This window comes from Acidobacteriota bacterium (genome assembly GCA_016208495.1).
GTDB lineage: Bacteria > Acidobacteriota > Blastocatellia > Chloracidobacteriales > Chloracidobacteriaceae > JACQXX01.
The window spans coordinates 45,366-59,561 of the sequence record JACQXX010000013.1; the positions used below are offsets into that span (position 1 = coordinate 45,366).

Annotated in this window: 12 protein-coding genes; 3 read left to right on the forward strand and 9 right to left on the reverse strand. The window is 51.8% G+C overall.

What is annotated here, in order from left to right; genetic code table 11:
* Window positions 1–107: 107 nt before the first annotated feature.
* The 4 genes from HY774_02110 to HY774_02125 all read right to left on the reverse strand — a co-directional run bounded on the left by HY774_02110 (window position 108) and on the right by HY774_02125 (window position 3,747).
* Window positions 108–455, reverse strand: coding sequence for a DUF5335 family protein (locus HY774_02110; GenBank protein MBI4747252.1), 348 nt, complete (start codon window positions 453–455; stop codon window positions 108–110).
* Window positions 456–952: 497 nt separating this feature from the next.
* On the reverse strand, window positions 953–2,269 hold the full coding sequence (locus HY774_02115; protein MBI4747253.1) for an aspartate aminotransferase family protein: 1,317 nt from the start codon (window positions 2,267–2,269) through the stop codon (window positions 953–955).
* Window positions 2,269–3,609, reverse strand: a complete 1,341-nt coding sequence (locus HY774_02120; GenBank protein MBI4747254.1) for an aldehyde dehydrogenase family protein — start codon at window positions 3,607–3,609, stop codon at window positions 2,269–2,271. Before HY774_02120 ends, HY774_02115 begins: the two co-directional genes overlap by 1 nt.
* Window positions 3,610–3,747, reverse strand: a complete 138-nt coding sequence (locus HY774_02125) for a hypothetical protein (GenBank protein ID MBI4747255.1) — start codon at window positions 3,745–3,747, stop codon at window positions 3,610–3,612.
* A 286-nt stretch (window positions 3,748–4,033) separates the two neighbouring features.
* On the opposite strand from HY774_02125, the gene HY774_02130 reads away from it, so the two are divergent.
* On the forward strand, window positions 4,034–5,575 hold the full coding sequence (locus tag HY774_02130) for a long-chain-fatty-acid--CoA ligase (GenBank protein MBI4747256.1): 1,542 nt from the start codon (window positions 4,034–4,036) through the stop codon (window positions 5,573–5,575).
* 81 nt (window positions 5,576–5,656) lie between these two features.
* The gene (locus HY774_02135; GenBank protein ID MBI4747257.1) at window positions 5,657–6,931 is read left to right on the forward strand and encodes a helix-turn-helix transcriptional regulator; all 1,275 of its coding nucleotides are present in this window, start codon (window positions 5,657–5,659) and stop codon (window positions 6,929–6,931) included.
* Window positions 6,932–7,244: 313 nt separating this feature from the next.
* On the opposite strand, the gene HY774_02140 is transcribed toward HY774_02135, so the two are convergent.
* The 5 genes from HY774_02140 to HY774_02160 all read right to left on the reverse strand — a co-directional run bounded on the left by HY774_02140 (window position 7,245) and on the right by HY774_02160 (window position 12,740).
* Window positions 7,245–7,985, reverse strand: coding sequence for an MOSC domain-containing protein (locus HY774_02140; protein ID MBI4747258.1), 741 nt, complete (start codon window positions 7,983–7,985; stop codon window positions 7,245–7,247).
* Between the two features lie 86 nt (window positions 7,986–8,071).
* The gene (locus HY774_02145; GenBank protein MBI4747259.1) at window positions 8,072–8,818 is read right to left on the reverse strand and encodes an SDR family oxidoreductase; all 747 of its coding nucleotides are present in this window, start codon (window positions 8,816–8,818) and stop codon (window positions 8,072–8,074) included.
* A gap of 924 nt (window positions 8,819–9,742) precedes the next feature.
* On the reverse strand, window positions 9,743–10,300 hold the full coding sequence (locus HY774_02150) for a ClbS/DfsB family four-helix bundle protein (GenBank protein MBI4747260.1): 558 nt from the start codon (window positions 10,298–10,300) through the stop codon (window positions 9,743–9,745).
* 213 nt (window positions 10,301–10,513) lie between these two features.
* Window positions 10,514–10,987: a hypothetical protein gene (locus HY774_02155; GenBank protein ID MBI4747261.1), complete on the reverse strand. Its 474-nt coding sequence runs from the start codon at window positions 10,985–10,987 to the stop codon at window positions 10,514–10,516.
* Window positions 10,988–11,366: 379 nt separating this feature from the next.
* The gene (locus HY774_02160) at window positions 11,367–12,740 is read right to left on the reverse strand and encodes an NCS2 family permease (GenBank protein MBI4747262.1); all 1,374 of its coding nucleotides are present in this window, start codon (window positions 12,738–12,740) and stop codon (window positions 11,367–11,369) included.
* A gap of 593 nt (window positions 12,741–13,333) precedes the next feature.
* Here HY774_02160 and HY774_02165 point away from each other — a divergent pair.
* Window positions 13,334–14,196, forward strand: an 863-nt coding sequence (locus tag HY774_02165) for a VCBS repeat-containing protein (GenBank protein MBI4747263.1), incomplete at its 3' end; no start/stop codon positions are given.

The window sequence follows — 14,196 nt, forward strand, 5'->3', positions numbered from 1 at the left end:
TTTTGGAATGAGCGCCTCGTACTACGGGAAATCTAAATTATTGAAAAAATTGTATTTCCCTCAGCCCTTAGCCCGATACCCTCAGCCCAAAATGGTATGAGTTCGCTTTAATCCGCTCCACAAAACCGGAGTAAGGTTTGTTCACCTGAGACAGATTCAATTTGCAGCGCTTCGTCACACCCACCGTTTGAGCGTTCAAGACTCACCTGCTTTGGATTTCGAATGGTATGCGTCACCTGAGCCCCGGCTTTTTCGCCGACTGTAATCAGGATGTTATTGGCACCACTTCCTTTCATATCAACCGCAATTCCAGCCAACGGCACATTTTTGGCTTCAACTTGCGCGCCGATTTCCTCGGTAAACACTTCCATTGAAACCAGCCAGCCGTGGTGTTCGCAACTAAAGCTATTAAAGAAATTAACCCATTCTTCGGATGGAATGACCGATGTGTACATAAATTCTCTCCCTCCGGACGGCCCGAAAGCGGTTGATGAACTGTGGATTTTTCAGATTGGGTGCCTGCGGTTCTTCAAGAGAGCAAACTCTATGCCAGGACGAAACGAGCGGGATATCACCGGTTTGGGGGGAATTTGGAACGGGAAATGAGGAAAAATTCAGCAGGCGGGAAAAAGTGCGCACCGGGTGAGGTTGGTGGAGCATAAGCGCCAGGAGAAGGGAGCGGAGTCTGATCTTGGACAAGGGGAACAAGGGGACAAGAAGACAAGGGGACAAGAGGACAAGAGGACAAGGGGACAAGGCATACGTGCCAGGAGAAAGAGTTGAGGCCCGCAGGGTCGTCATGTAATAGCCGTGGTGCGCAGCCCACGGTCACGGCCAGGACAAGACCCAAGCCCGACAAGAATGCCCTTCAATAACAACGAAACAGGTTGGTGGAGTGCGACAGCACAAGGTTGCGGTTGAAAGCGGCAAAGCCCGCCGCACTCCACAGGAATCAGGATCGGTTGGAAACCGCCGCAAACGAGGCGTCGAGGGCTTCGGCCAGCTCATCTACGTTGTCTTTTGAGGCAATCATCGGCATACCGGTGCGGATGACGTTTCCGTACAGTCCGCCTTTTCCAATCAAGACACCTCGTTTCTTGGTTTCTTCAAAAACTTCGGCCAGTCCTTGCGGATTTGGTTCCTTGGTGGTCTGGTCCTTGACCAGCTCAAGGCCAAGCATCAAGCCCATTCCCCGGACATCGCCAATCATGGTGTATTTTTCCTTGAGTCCGTCGAGCTTTTCACGCAGGTAATTGCCGACCACTTTGACGTGGGTGCGCAAATCTTCTTCTTCAATGGTTTTGATGACTGCCAGAGCTGCCGCCATCGAAACCGGGTTGCCGCCAAAGGTTGAAAACGTTGGACTTGGAACGGCATCTGCCACTTCAGGTGTGGCAATCGTCAACCCAATCGGGGCGCCATTTCCCAAGCCTTTGGCGGAAGTGATGATGTCGGGTTCCACGTTCCAATGTTCAATCCCAAACCATTTGTCGCCGGTTCGGCCCCAGGCGGTCTGGACTTCGTCGGCAATAAACAAGCCGCCATATTGTCGGGCAATTTCGGCGGCGCGTTCAAAATACCCTGGTGGAGGAACCACAAACCCACCAACGCCAAGAATTGGTTCCGCCATAAAGGCTGCAATTTGGCCGGAAGTTGTCGTCCGGATGAGTTCTTCGATGTCATTGGCACAGGCCAGTTCGCAACTTGGATAGGTCAGTTTGAACGGGCAGCGGTAGCAATAGGGCGCCGCGGCGTGAACAAACCCGGCTACTTGCGTTGGGAGCAATCGCCAGGGGGCATGACCCATTGCGGAAAGCGACGTGGCCGAGCGTCCGCTGTAGCTATGCCGTAACACCACGATTTCATGGCGTTTGGTATAGAGTTTGGCGGCCATGATCGCCGTATCGTCAGCCTCGGTGCCGCTGCTGGTAAAAAAGGATTTTTTCAGTTTGCCCGGAGTGATTTCAGCCAGTTTTTCAGCCAGGTCCGACTGTGGTTTGTTGGCATAGAGCGTTGACATATGGGTCAACGTTTTGACCTGTTCGACCCAGGCTTCGGTGACTTTCGGATGGGCGTGGCCCACCGACACCGTCAACACGCCGCCAAAACAATCAAGGTATTTGGTGCCTGAATCATCCCAGACGTGCATGCCTTCGCCTCGGACAATGGCCACGGGTTCTTTGTAGTACATCGTCACGGCGGGAAACAAAAATTCCTTGTGTTTGCGGACGATTTCGGATTGTGCTGGTTTTGGTTCTGGTGTGCTCATTAGTACAGATTCCCCTCTCGTTTGCGTCCTGTGTAGTCAATGTAGACGACTTTGATTTCGGTATAAAAATCCAGAGCAGTTGAACCCTGCTCGCGGTCGCCAATCCCGGTTGATTTAATGCCACCAAACGGGACGTGGGCTTCGCCGCCAGTGGTAGGTGAATTGACGTGGGTCATCCCGGTTTCAATTTCATCCACATAGCGGAACACATAATTGGCATCGTTGGTAAAAATCGAAGACGACAGGCCATATTCGCAATCGTTGGCAAAGTCCATGGCCTGCTCAAACGAACTGGCGCGCAGCACCGACAAGACCGGCCCAAAAATCTCTTCACGGGCCAGGCGCATATCCGGCGTCACATGGTCAAAGATGGTTGGCTGCACGAAATAGCCGTTTTGGAGGCGGTCATCGGTCGGACGTTCGCCGCCACAAACCAGCGTGGCCCCATCTTCTTTTCCAATATCAATGTAGCGGAGCACGGTTTTAAATTGGGATTCATCCACGCTCGGCCCCATCTGAGTCCCTGGATCCATTCCATCGCCCAACACCAGGGCTTCAGCTTTTTTCCGGAGGCGGGCCACAAATTCATCCGCGACGGCTTCGTGAATGATCGCCCGGCTGGTGGCGGTGCAGCGTTGCCCGGTGGAGCCAAACGCGCCCTGGGCGGTTGATTCAACCGCCAGTTCCATATCGGCATCCGGCATCACAATCACCGGGTTTTTGCCGCCCATTTCGCACTGAGCTTTCACACCGCGCCGCGAGACATTTTCATACAACCGAATGCCGACCTCGTTTGAACCGGTAAACGACACCGCTTTGACCGCCGGGTGGTTGATGATTTCGTCCCCAGCATCGGAACCCGCGCCGATAATCAGGTTTAAGACGCCTTTCGGAATCCCGGCTTCCTGAAAAAGTTCAACCATCCGCACAGCGGTGCCGGGGGTAATCGTGGCCGGTTTGAAAACCACGGTATTTCCAGCTACCAGTGCCGGACAGATTTTCCAGATTGGAATCGCCACCGGAAAATTCCAGGGAGTCACACAAGCCACCACGCCCAGCGGTTGTTTGACCGTGTAGATAAAATTCCGGGGCAATTCAGAGTGGATTGTCTCACCATTCATGCGGCGGGCCTCGCCAGCACAAAAATCGGCCACATTGATCGAACGTTGAAGTTCGCCCCGTGATTCCGACAGGCATTTGCCTTCTTCGCGGGTCAGGATGCGCGACAGTTCTTCTTTGTGTTGTTCGAGCAGACTGGCAGCCCGAGCGACAATTTTGTCGCGCGCCAGGGCCGGTGTTGACCGCCAGCAGCGTAAGGCTTCGACGGCGACTTCGACCACCTACCGGGCATCTTCGCGCGAAGCCAGCCGCACCGTTCCGATCACATCTTGAATATTGGCTGGATTCAGGTTTTCGGCGGTGCGTGAGGAGGTGCCTTCGACCCACTCGCCGTTAATAAAATTGCGATAAGTTTCCATAGCCTCGATTTCGCCTCGTGGGAAAATGATCGGCAACCGACGAAGCGCCAGTGGGAAAGGGGTTCAAGTGGTGAAAAAAGTGTGCGCCCAGTGGTTGCCGGAATGGTGTATGATGTTGTTGGAAAGCGAGCGTGATCGAAATGAAGAATGGGGAATGAAGAATGAAGAATTTGTTAACCACTTGGAATTCAAGGAGATAACTTATTCGTTTTTCTTCATTCGGTATTCACATTTCAATTTTGGCGAGCGGCAACTATACCACACCTGGCGCGAGGACCGACAATAAATGATCAATCACACAACCGCTGACCAGTGCCGAAATCTCCCTGAACTGGTTCATTTTCATACCTGCCGACAACCCGACAAAACCTTCCTCATTTCAGAAATTGATGGCCGAACATTCACTTATGCCGAATTTACCACGGCGATTCACCGGACAGCCCATCTGCTTACTGGTCATGGAATTCAAAAAGGCGATGTGGTCAGTTTGCTGATGCCCAACAGCGTCGAGTATGTGATTGCCTACTTTGCCTGTTTTCAGCTTGGGGCACTCGCGGGGCCGGTCAATTCATTGCTCAAAGCCCACGAACTGACCTATGTCATCGGTAATTCGGAAGCCAAAGCCATCCTGGTCAACAGTCAGTTTGAGCCGATGATTGATGAGATCAAACACGACTTGCCTGACCTGAAATCCATCATTCGGTTTGACCTGGAATCAGACGCCACGGCTGATCTTCGAGTGGAAAAGTGCCCGGAACCCGAGATTGACCGCGAAGACGAAGCCATCATTATTTACACCTCAGGCACAACCGGAAAACCCAAAGGCTGTTTGTTGACCCACGGCAATTTGCTGGCCAATGCGCGCCAGATTAAAACCTGGCTTGGCTTTGACGAATCGGACCGGTTGCTGACGATCATGCCGCTGTTTCATATGAATGCGGTTTCCGTCACAACGGTCACGGCACTGTTTGCGGGTGGGTCAAGTGTCGTCAGTCCAAAGTTTTCAGCCACCAAATTCTGGCAAATCATTTCTGACTACCAGATCACCTCGTTTGGCTCGGTAGCGACAATGTTGTCAATGCTTCTGAAAACCTACCCCGATGGAATTCCACCTGAGTTCAAAACCGCTCAACTCCGGTTTGGCTTGTGTGGGTCGGCGCCAGTTCCGGCTGAAGTGATGCGCCAGTTTGAAGAACGTTTTGGCTTTCTCATCATTGAAGGGTACGGGCTTTCCGAATCCACCTGCCGTTCGACCTTTAATCCGCCTGATACCCGCCGCCGACCTGGCTCCTGCGGAATGCCCATCGGCAATGAAATGAAGGTGGTTGACGAAGATGACCAGGATGTTCCGGATGGCGAAGCTGGTGAAATCGTGATGCGGGGCGACAATATCTTCAAAGCCTATTTCAAGAACCCGGATGCCACCGCCATCGCCTTTCGCAACGGCTGGTTTCACACCGGAGATGTCGGCTACCGCGACCCGGACGGCTTTTACTTCATCGTGGATCGCAAGTCGGACATGATCATCCGGGGTGGTGAAAATATTTATCCGCGTGAAATTGATGAAGTTCTGTACTCACATCCAGCGGTTGCGGCTGGTGCGGCAGTTGGAATGCCCGATCCGCTTTACGGCGAAGATGTGGCGGCGTTTATTGTCCTCAAAGATGGCTGCCACGCTACGGAAGAAGACATTCTCCAATTTTGTCGTGGGGAATTAGCAGATTACAAATGCCCCAAAGTGGTGTATTTTGTGGCTGATTTTCCCAAAGGTCCAACCGGTAAAGTTCTCAAACGCGAATTAGCCAAACAATTGAAAAACAGAGGATAGGGAGTGGGGGATAGAGGATAGGGAATTAGGGGTTCAACGATTTTTACCCTCAGCCCTCAGCCCCAAGCCCTGGAGTGATTTATGTCCAACAAATCTGACGAGAAATACCACCAGATTTTTGGCTGTGTCGCCGCCCAGGCTACCCGGAGCGCGATTGTCAGCAAGGAATCATTCAAAAAAGAGGAAGGGTATCCCTGGCCACGAGCCAGTGTCGAACACAAAGACGCGCGTGGCACGATTGAGATGCGTCCCGTCGTGCTCGATGAACGTCCGTTGATTCCTCCGGATGAACTGGCGCGGCTGTCGCAGGCGATGTGGGCCCAACGAGAAAAATTGACTGATTTGGAAGCGGATGCCCTCGATATGCTGTGTGCTTCGTGGCTGACGGGTCAGAAAACACCCAAAGGTGGTGTCGTGATTGACATTGATGACTGCCTGAAAATGCGTGGTCTCAAACCAAAGGTCAATGGACAGGGCCGACGCGGTGGGTTTGAGCAGGAACAACGGCGGGAAATGCTCTCCGCGTTTGACCGACTCTCAACCATCTGGATCGAAATGTCGGAAATGACGATTTATGAACCCAATGGCAAAGCCACTCGCGGGCGTGGGCGAAAGAAAAACATCACCGTTCAAAGCCGGGCCTTTGTGATTACTGACGTGTTGGGGCAACGCCGAATTGACGGCTTGATGGATGTCCAGCGCTTTGTGGCCCGCCCCGGCGAAGTCTTCGGCTATTTTCTTGAAGGCCCAGGGCGACAGGTAGCTTTGTTGAGTGCCCAGGCACTCAAATATGACCCGTACCGACAAAAGTGGGAAAAACGTCTGCTTCGGTATCTGGCCTGGATTTGGAAATGTGAAGGCAGCGATTGCGGGACCAAGGAATTTCGGGTGTCGCGACTCCTGGCCGCAGTTGGTGATGATGTGGTTGGAAAACGAGCCCATCGAACCCGCGACCGTTTTGAACGCGCCCTCGACACATTAAAAGCCGATGGGGCCATTTGTGACTGGCAATATGGGCAATGGGATGAGGAGATTGCCACCGAACGCGGCTGGCGTGAAAAATGGTTTGAAGCCCCGGTCGTGATCGAAGCCCCCGACGCCCTCAAAGAACATTACGTCCTGATCGAAGAGGAAATGGAACGCGAGAACCCGGTGGCCGCCCTCCTGGCCGAACCGGTTGACTTGTGCAAGAGTCTCCGGCAGGCCCGCAAAGATCGTGGATTTTCCCAAATTCAACTCGCCGAAGAACTTGGCATTGGGCAAGCCTACCTTTCCAAAATTGAAAGCGGACGGGTCTCTGAAAAACAAATTGGCCCGACATTGCGGGCCAAGTTTATTTCGTGGCTCCGAAGCTGAAAGAACCAGGGCTGAAAACCAGGGCTGAGGGCCATAAGCGCCAGGATAAGGGAACAACGTCTGATCTGGACAAGGTGACACAAAGACAAGCAGACAAGGAGACACCTTCAAGAGTCTCATTCCTCCGCTCCCAACCGGAGTCCGTTCAAGCTGACACACTCTGTGAAATTGCCTCGGTGTCTCCCTGTCTCCCTGTCTCTTCTTCTCCCTGTCTCTTCTTCTCCTTGTCTCTTCTTCTCCTTGTCTCAAACAGGCTCTCATTTCCTTATCCTGGCGCTTATGGCCCTCAGCCCTGGTTTTCAGCCCGTTTTCTTCAGCTCCAGGCATCCCATACAAGGTTCACTGGCTCGCCAACGCGGATGGTCCCGGTTTGCACCACTGTTCCATAGACGCCCGCGTTGTTCTGGTTGAGTCGGACGACGGTCTTCATCACCCGCTTGTCTTGCACGCTCGTGTCTGGATCGAGGTTGATCATCATGCATCGGACGTCACGCGCCGTCACCCTCACGGCTGGCTGTGGCTCGGTGGTGCCGAATACCAGGGTCCCGCTTACCCATTTATCCTCGTGAAACGGTTCGCGGTCGCGAGTCTCAAGCACGATGTTGGCTCGAAAGCGCCTGCGGTCGAGGTTCATTCCCACCTCGCCACCGATTCCGGCAATGGTTGCAAGGCTAATCACCGATATCGGAGCATCGTCGAAGGTCCCGTGCTTGAGCTTCATCAATTCCACACTGCCCCCAAACCGCTCGGCGATCTCGCGCTGGAGTTCCAGGCTGTGAAGTTCCATCTGCGCTCCGGATGGTGTTCGAATGTGCGTTGGCAGGGGCTCGCCGGAACGTTCGTTGAGACCAATGGGCTGGTAGAGAAGGAGTTCCGGAACACGACTCGCTGAAAGCCAGGGAAAGCCGCTGTCATCTCCCAGTCGCCGGAAGGCAAAGCGCCGATCACCATCGAGACCGTGCCACCCGAGAAATGCCGACTCCGTCACAATACCAGCCATGGACTTGACGGGATATCGCACAAGTTCGCAAACGTGTCCAAGTTCTTTCATCATAGAGTCATTCCCTGTCACACCCCGGCTCAGCGACGACGGTACCGATTGCAATCGCGACGCCCCCTGCCGGTCGCCGCAGCCGAGGATTAAGTGTTGCGGTTGAGCCAGTCCGAGAACCGCGTCGGCCCGAGGCGCGGATTGTCGCCAGGCATCAGGCTTTGATCGTTGAGTGCCATGCCGAAATAAAGTGCCGTGGGATCAGCGATGACCGTTCGTGCGTCTCCAGTCGCGTTCAGAAATTGTCGCACGAGGTCGTCTTGACGGATCGGGTCAGGACCGGCCAGATCAACTATGCCGTTCACTGGCTCCGCGAGGGCTGCTTCGGCCATGGCGTCGGCGACATCATCCGACACAATGGGCTGCATCAAAACTGGTGGAAGTCGAACTATTTGCCCTTCAGTCGCTGCCTGGGCAATACCGCCCACAAACTCGAAGAACTGCGTGGCACGAATGATGGTGTACGGGATTGGGGAAGCCTTGACCAGATTTTCCTGAGCCATCTTCGCCCGAAAGTACCCGCTCTCAAGCAAGCCGTCGGTGCCGACCACTGACAACACTACATGATGACCGACACCTGCCGCAGCTTCCGCATCCAGGAGGTTTCGACTCGACACTTCGAAAAACTCCAGAACTGCCTTGTCTTCCCAGGAGGGTGCATTCGCGACATCAACGACGACTTTTGCGCCGTCGAGCGCCTCAGCCAGCCCTTCGCCGGTCACCGCGTTAATTCCCTTCGAGGGTGAGGCAGCCACAACTTCATGACCCTTGTCGCGAAGCTTCTTAACGACTTTGGCTCCAATGAGTCCAGTACCGCCGATGACGATGATTTTCATATAGCTCTCCTCATTTGATGGTTGCTTGCTGCGTGGAAATCTTCGATGCGCACATCAGAGGACACCTAGCCAGTGATTATGCGCCACAATGGTGCATAACAGGGGTATTGAGCATGTTTTCCGGCTTTCAGTCGTCCAACACGCGTATGAGGGATCTTTTCAAACTTTTGCGGTGTGACGGCATATTATGAATAAAAACTGACTCTGGCAAGCAAGTTTGTAAATTGATTTGAGCCGAATTCCTGTCATTGCCAAATCAAATTTTATCAAAGGCAGTTATCCAAACTATTTACTATGCCGGATAAGTGGGAAGACACAATTTGCCAGGTATTATCGTGATCAGCGATTATCTAACACTTTATGCCAGGTATCAAACGTCCAATAATATCACCTTATTAGAGATATCCGTAAGTGGGAAGCGATATAAAATCTGAAAAGCTTGGAGAGGCACTGATTTAGAAAATAATTGTATATAAACAATTTATATATAGAGAGAGCGAATCATTTCGGTCTTCAGTCGTTGATATAGCACTAAAACATATTCTGTAGTTATTCCAACATTTTGATACTGTCTAAATTGTATACCAGTCATCATTATTAGCTGAATTCGAAAGCATTTTGACGACTATCCGTAGATTGAAAAAGATACTTTGCTTAACATAGTAAAACCTAGATTCATCACAAATCAATACAACATCCGGATAGATGAAAAGTCTTGTCGTTGAAATATGTATTTCCATGTTATTTGAGTAAGCTTTTCCTGGTTAGATCAATTCAGGCTGTCCCTGCTCAAAAAACGTGTTTTGTGAGTTGTTCTCAGTGCTGTCGGTTTATTGGCTTTAACCCTGGCCCTGGATGTGTGGTTTTGAACTGGCGTCCAATCGAAGACTTTTTGGCGGAGTATTTGATGGCGGTAATTCGACGCTACGCTGATTGCGGGGTTGGTTTACGTTTGTGCGTCCGCCTGACGGACGTTTTGGTCGCCGCAGTGCGTTTCAACCAGCGGTTGAGCACCTTGATTGAGAACCGATAGTGGCTCGCGGTGTTTGGACCAAGATAGGTCGTCAGGGGATGTTTGCCCGTCCACTCGAAATGTCCATTCTTGAGAAGCTGCTCAGGGGACAGGTCCTCCACAATTTGGAGGATTTGACGGTATCCAGATTCGAAGTCGGCCTGGACTTCCGCCGGAGACCGCAAACAATGTTTCACCCAAATCGCCTGGTTGAGCTTTGGGGTCTCGTTCCATTTATAGCCAGGGGCCGGCATCTCAGGCATTTCCCCTTTTCGCCCATCCTCATACCAGGTCAGGAACAGGTGCTGCCACTCCGCCAGATGAGCAACAAGATCAGCCACCGTCCATCCATCGCCCCACACACCTTGCTCTTGGAACCGTGCTTCCGGGATTTCCCGAAGCAGCGCGCAAAGCGAATCGTGTTCCGTTTGAATATCGTCAATCAACGCCTGTTTTGACTCATATCGCATCGTCGCGAACTCCTGTTCCTGGGTATCCGCTTCACACTTTGCATCATTCGACGACAAACCCATTGAAAAAAGCGGGCTGAAGATATTGGGCTGAAGATTTCGGGTCAATCAACCCTGGTCCCATTTTCTTCAGCCCGTTTTCTTCAGCCCAACTTCTTCAGCCCCAAGCCCGTTTTCTTCAGCCCGGAGCTTGCGAGTCTTCAACCCTGGTTTTCAGCCCTCGGATTTATTCGGGTCGGTCACAAAAAATCCAAAAACCCCGCGTCCAAGCAAGGCAAAAATCATCGTGAAAATTGAACCAACCACCAGGGCTGGTGCCCGTCGCATCATGCCTTCCGACATGGTGAGAACCGTTCCTTCCTTCACATTGAGCGCGTCCCAGTGAACAAAGTAGGTATTCAAATTTAAGGCATAGCTGGCAAATGTGGCCGAAAAGATCAGGATCTGGGCAAACAACCCGAGCATCACCCCGACCAGCGCCGTTTCAATCCAGGACATCTTCGCTATTTTCCCAGACATCGCGCCATAATAAATCGCACTGATTTCGGTCAACACAACGATTGAAAACGTGCCAGTTCCTCGTGGTGCATAGGGAACACCAGCTAACCCGAGCCAGAACCGGCCAATCGTAAAAATTACAATCATCACCAGTGGCAACTGGATGAATTTCAACACTTTCAAAAGCATAAAACTCCCTTTTTAAATGAAGAACAAAGAAAGTGGTTAGTGATTAGTGATTAGTGATTAGTGATTAGTGATGCCAGTTAAGGGTTGAAGTGTTTTTTGGTTTTCATCCCCGTTGGGATGGAGTCAGGTGAGCCGGTGGTCAGCGTCGCTTTGGACGCGCCACCACCGGATGCGGGTCATCTCCAAATTTCCCTGTCCGGCCAGCCGGGGATGAGGAGGCGACGTTTTCCCAGGGTTTGCACCTGGGCTACATACCTACGCGGGAGTTCCTGGGCTCAAATCCGCTCTCTTTTCAACTCTTCATTCGCATTACTAATCACTAACCACTAACCACTAACCACTTTCTTCGTTCTTCATTCCTCAATTCTTCATTTAGTTTTCAGTGTGGTAGTCCAAACACATAGTAGATAAAACACAAGGCGCCCAGGACGACTGAGCCGCCATTGAGTTCTTTGGCACGACCAGTGAGCACTTTCAGAACCGGATACAAAACCAGTCCCGCCGTCAGTCCATTCCCGATGTTGTAGGTAAACACCATCATGGCAATGGTGGCACAGGCTGGGACGAGTTCGGTCCAGTCGTCAAAGTTGATTTTGGTAATTGATCCCACCATCAACAATCCGACCGCAATCAGTGCCGGAGCGTAGGCAAATCGCAATTGTTGCAGTGGAGACACCAGTGGAATAAAGAAGAGTGACACGGCAAAGAGTACCGCCGTGGTAATCGCAGCCAAACCAGTCCGTGCACCTTCACGGATGCCGGTTGCCGATTCAATATAGGCACCGCTCGTTGATGTTCCTATCAAACCGCTGAACATACACGTCAGTGCATCAACTGTCATCGGGCGTTCAATTTCAGGGAAATCGCCTTTTTCGTCAAGGATATTTGCCGCCGCGCCAACTCCGACGAGTGTGCCAAGCGTGTCCAAAAATCCCATGAGAAATAAGGTCAGTAACAATGGCAGAAAGCTCAACCGGAGTACACCAGCAAGATCGAGTTTGAATGCCAGCGGCGCCAGGCTGTACTCACCAGTGAACGGAATGGCCGCAATCCCGGTTGGGGCTTTCCCAAACCCAAGCAGGACCCCAACAACAGCAGTAACCGCAATTCCAAGAAAGATCGCGCCCCGGACCTTGCGATAGAGCAGGGTCACCATAATGAGAAAGCCAAAAATCGCCAGCAACGTTTGTGGATCGCGGAGGTTACCAATTTTCACCGGGACATCTGGTGTTCGGAGAATTTGTGTTCCGGGCGTCAGCAGCGCTTCAGCCGGCATCCCGGCGACAAAACTGGTGACAATGCCGGTTTCATACAGACCAATCAACGCCAGGAAAAAGCCGATTCCCACCGCAAAACTATGTTTGAGACTGGGTGAAATGGAATTGGCCAGCCAGGCGCGGATCCCAAACAACGTGATCAGGTAAAATCCAATGCCGCTGATGAATACCGCCCCCAGACGTTGCTGCCAGGTAATGCCAAGAGCCACTAACCCAAAGGCAATAAAGGCGTTTTCACCCATGTAGGGTGCCACGGCAATCGGACGATTGGCATAAAGCCCTATCAAAGTACAGCCGAATACCGCAGCCAAAATAGTGGCAACCGTGCTGGGGCCAATTGGGAGACCCGCAAAACTCAGAATTGCCGGGTTAATGACGATGATATAGGCCATGGTGACAAACGTAGTCACCCCGCCAATCAGCTCGGTCCGAACAGATGTGTTCCGCTCCCGAAGTTGAAACAGTCGTTCAAGCATTGAAGTGAATGGTCCTTTAGTGAAAGTCGTGAGGGGCGAGCGGCTGCGAGTTTATCCAAACCCACAAATTCCGCAAATGGGTGAACCATGTTTCGGAGACTCGGAATTGATAAAAAATTGAGCTTTTTTTGAGGATTATGAAGTGAGTCCAACGGTACAGTGTGACCTATCTCACCCACCTTGAATCACATCCCAGGTAACAATTAGTACACAGGTAAGAACAAGTTGTTGGTTATCCTGGAAGACAGCCATTTTCAGCATTGCGTCTACTCCCTCAAAAAATGACGAATGCAGTTGCCTGTTTCAACCCTGATCCTGAAAGTTGCCGGGAGTGTTTGGAACTGGAGTTTTGTGTAGTCAAGGTGGGTTTGCTCTATCTCCCTGAGAGCAGATTGCTTGCTTTTACGCGTTCAGGTTTAGCCCACTATATTACCTGGGAAGCGCAAGCTGGTTTCTTTTGATATTGGCAACGTTGAATTTCCGCCTCTTCCGAATCAGGTTTCGCACTTTAGCCCCTAAATTTTTCTGCCTTCCTATCTCCCATATCTGAAAAATTGTGGGCTAATGAATTTCTATTCAGGAGTATTTTCAGAATGATTTCATCACGACGTCTCTCTTTTTTTATTTTTTTGTTGAGTATCGGTTTCCTGTACTTCCCCAAATATCTGGGTGAAGTAAATGCCCAGAAACAAACCCTGCCTCAAACTGCGAGTTTTACCAGCCCTGCTCAATCATCAATTTCGGTTCAAGCTGCCGGACGGGGAAGGCCCTGGGTCAATTTCGAGGATGGATATGCCCTACCGTCCTTGTATCCGGCATCAGACGCTCAGGCAAAAGCTCCAACTGAGTTTCAACCAATGTATCGTGGCAATGTGGATTCGATTTTTCCAAACAGCCCGGAAGCCCAGCACCGACGAGCCACCGGTACCTTGATTGAGTCTCCGTTTTTGCCGCCGGTTCAAGAAGTGACCATACTGGATGCGCCTGATTTTGTTGGTGCCGGAGACTTTGACGCTGATGGCCACACGGATCTGGTGGCCTTGACCCGTGGGAAAAGCGAGTTGCTTGTGATCTCTGGTGATGGCCAGGGTGGACTCCATCCAACCCAACGAATTGATCTTCCTGGGCTGGTTAGAACTGCTGCCGTGAGCCAGCTCAGTTTAGCGACCGGATCAGCCAGTCTCGCGATTGCCATCCAGAGTACTGATGGAGACGAACTGCTTTTCCTCAACCCTGCTCAAAAAATTGGGGTGTCAGATTTTCAACGATTGAAGCTCCCCGGAACGGTGACAGCCTGTGCCTTTGGTCAGCTCTCAGAAACATCAACGGCTGACTTGATCGTGGCGGTTGGGAACCAGTTGCTATTGTTCCAGGAAAGGAGCTTACTGGCTGGAAATGAATTGAAAGCCGACCACACCCAATCAGTGCCATTTGTGACCAAAGCCATTGCGACCGG

Bases quoted from the DNA above. Each gene is read 5' to 3' on its own strand.
- HY774_02110 (MBI4747252.1), bottom strand. From the start codon at position 455: ATGTACACATCGGTCATTCCATCCGAAGAATGGGTTAATTTCTTTAAT.
- HY774_02115 (MBI4747253.1), bottom strand. From the start codon at position 2,269: ATGAGCACACCAGAACCAAAACCAGCACAATCCGAAATCGTCCGCAAA.
- HY774_02125 (MBI4747255.1), bottom strand. From the start codon at position 3,747: ATGGAAACTTATCGCAATTTTATTAACGGCGAGTGGGTCGAAGGCACC.
- HY774_02130 (MBI4747256.1), top strand. From the start codon at position 4,034: ATGATCAATCACACAACCGCTGACCAGTGCCGAAATCTCCCTGAACTG.
- HY774_02135 (MBI4747257.1), top strand. From the start codon at position 5,657: ATGTCCAACAAATCTGACGAGAAATACCACCAGATTTTTGGCTGTGTC.
- HY774_02140 (MBI4747258.1), bottom strand. From the start codon at position 7,985: ATGATGAAAGAACTTGGACACGTTTGCGAACTTGTGCGATATCCCGTC.
- HY774_02145 (MBI4747259.1), bottom strand. From the start codon at position 8,818: ATGAAAATCATCGTCATCGGCGGTACTGGACTCATTGGAGCCAAAGTC.
- HY774_02150 (MBI4747260.1), bottom strand. From the start codon at position 10,300: ATGCGATATGAGTCAAAACAGGCGTTGATTGACGATATTCAAACGGAA.
- HY774_02155 (MBI4747261.1), bottom strand. From the start codon at position 10,987: ATGCTTTTGAAAGTGTTGAAATTCATCCAGTTGCCACTGGTGATGATT.
- HY774_02160 (MBI4747262.1), bottom strand. From the start codon at position 12,740: ATGCTTGAACGACTGTTTCAACTTCGGGAGCGGAACACATCTGTTCGG.